Source organism: Stenotrophomonas sp. STEN023 (genome assembly GCF_056760135.1).
The window spans coordinates 1-2,584 of record NZ_JBRREF010000157.1 but is presented as its reverse complement, the minus strand read 5'-3'; the positions used below and the strand labels follow the sequence as shown (position 1 = coordinate 2,584).

Here is a 2,584-nt window from a genome sequence, read left to right as displayed (position 1 = left end):
CTCTTTGCTGAGGCCGTGTTGGTAACGCTTTTGCCGAGCAGGGCGGGGTACTGCGGGGGGGGGCTATCGGCCAAGCCTCTGCCGAGCATGGCTCGGCGCTACATCGTTCTGGCTTTTGTCGATAAAACCTCTGCCGGGCATGGCTCGGCACTACATCGTTCTGGCTTTTGTCGGTAAAGGCTCTGCCGAGCATGGCTCGGCACTACAAAACAAAAAAAAGCCGCGGAATCCGCGGCTTTTTTGTCAGCTAGGCATCAACGCCAGATCCTGATCTGCTCGGCGTCGGTGCGCTGCATCGGCTGGCCCGGTTTGCAGCTGAAGCTGGCACCAAACGCCGGCAGGTTGGACAGCGGTGCGTTGCTGCGCCAGCGGCCAGGGGCGCGCACGTCGGTACGCAGGCGCTGCAGTGCTTCGTTTGGCGACAGCTGCTGTGCCCACAGGCTGGTCCAGCCCTTGAAGAAGTCCTGCTTGTCGGCCGGCTTGGCATCGGCCTGGGCGGCACTGAAAGCCTCCCAGGCGATCTCCATGCCCGACAGGTCGGCCATGTTCTCGTCGCGGGTCAGCTCGCCGTTGACCTTGGCATCCTTGACACCGGGGAACGCATAACCGCTGTACTGCGCGGCGACGCGGTTGCCAAGCAGGGTCCAGGCGCTCTTGTCGGCCGGCGTCCACCAGCTGCGCAGTTCGCCCTTGGCATCGATCATCGCGCCCTTGACGTCGATGGCGCGGCTGACTTCGTGCGCGACCAGGCCACCGAAGGCACCGAACTTCTCGGCATTGCTGGCGTTGCCGGCAAAGATCGGGCCCTGCAGTGCGGCGGCAGTGACGATCAGGCGGTTCTGGGCGATGTCATAGGCGATCGAGGGCTGCTGCGGCAGCACGTCCCAGCGGCGGTCGGCGTTGCCCTTGCCGATGCGCTTCATTTCCTGGGCATGGCGCCAGGTGGAAGCGATCAGGATGTTGCCGCCAAAGCTGCCACGGCCCATCGGCTGCACGGTGTAGTCGAGGTCGCGCAGCGGTGTGCCGATCTCGATCTTCATCGCGGCCAACTTGGCTTCGGCTTCGGCCTTGGCCTCGGCGCTGAGCCAGCTGCTGCGCTTGACCGCGGCGATCTGAGCTTCGCGGATCTGGTCGACCATCACACCGGCCTGGCGGCGGGTGTCACGGTTGAGATAGGTGTTGGCGTACTCGTGACCCAGCATCGGGCCGGCAGCCACGTTGATGGCGTCAAGCACGGCATCCGGGCGCGACGGTGCGATGGTCTGGCCACGCAGTACGCGGCCACGGAATTCGAACTCGGCATCGCGGTAGGCCTTGGACAGGTACGGCGCCATGGAGTCGCCCACGCGCCAGCGCAGGTAGGCCTTCCATTGGTTGGCCGGCAGGCGGCTGACCATGCCGTTGAGCTGCTGGAACAGCGCCGGATCGGCCAGCGACACCAGGTCATCGTTCACGCCCTGCGCCTTCAGGAAGGCATCCAGCTGCAGGTTGCGGTAACGGCTGTTGAGGTCCTTGGTGGCGACCGGTGCGTAGTTGTTGAACGGGTTGTTGATGTCGGCAACCGAGTGCGCGCTGCGCGCCAGTTCGGTTTCCAGCTGGATGACCAGCGCTGATTCGGCATCAAGCTGCGCGGCCGGGGTGCCGGTCAGCGCCAGGATCTGCTTCACATAGCCGCGGTAGCGGCCCATCAGTGCGACGGTATCGGCATCGGTGCGGGTATAGAACGCCGGGTCCGGCAGGCCGGTGCCGCCCTGCATGAAGTAGCCGATGTGCCGGTCCAGCGCTTTCAGGTCGACATCCGGAGCGAAGTTGAACGCCACCGGGATGCCGACCTGATGCAGGGCGGCGATCGAGGCCGGGATGTCCTTGGCCTTCTTGATGGCGTTGATGCGGGTCAGCAGCGGTGCGATCGGCTTGGAGCCGTCGGCTTCAACGGCGGCCTCATCCAGGCCGCTGGCCCAGAAATCGCCAAGCAGCTTCTGCACGTTGCCCTGCGGCGCGGTCATCGCACGATCCAGCAGCTGACGCTGCTGGGTACGGGTGTTGTCTGCCAGCGTACCGAGGGCGCTGACCGCACCGGTCTGCGGCACCGGATTGGCCTTGAGCCAATTGCCGTTGGTGGTTTCGTAGAAGTCCGTGCAGGCCGCGCTCACTGCCGGTGCCCGTGCCGCAGGCTTCTTGCGGGCGGCCTGCGCATCGTTGGTGGACAGCATGGTCACCAGGGAGAAGGCCAGGGCCAGGGTAAGAGGGCGAACGTTGGGCATGTGGTGCATATCCGCAGAAGGACAAAGTGGGCGGAGTTTAACAAGCTGGCGGCGGATTGGTGCCGGGGCAGGGCACGGAATTGGGTACTGCATCAAAACCGGTGGTTGTGGGAGCGGCGTGAGCCGCGAAGCAGGCGGTGTGAAGGCTGCTGGTCGTGGTTGCGATCTGATGGTGTGTGGGCTTCGCGGCTGACGCCGCTCCCACAAGCGAAGCCTGTGCCTTTTTTAGGAGCGGCGTTAGCCGCGGAGCCACTGCAGATGATGCGGCTGGCATTGATTGGATTGCGTTGGCTCTTGGCGCTTTGGGTTTGGTCGGCTTT

Annotated in this window: 2 protein-coding genes; both read right to left on the bottom strand. The window is 64.7% G+C overall.

Going from position 1 to position 2,584, the window contains the following annotated elements; all coding sequences use genetic code 11:
* Positions 1-254: 254 nt before the first annotated feature.
* Positions 255-2,264 carry a M13 family metallopeptidase gene (locus ACVOLV_RS22110; protein WP_481556230.1) on the bottom strand — a complete coding sequence of 670 codons (2,010 nt, stop codon included), beginning with the start codon at positions 2,262-2,264 and terminating at the stop codon, positions 255-257.
* Between the two features lie 92 nt (positions 2,265-2,356).
* A partial coding sequence (locus tag ACVOLV_RS22105; RefSeq protein WP_481556229.1) for a hypothetical protein occupies positions 2,357-2,584 on the bottom strand: 228 nt, incomplete at its 5' end.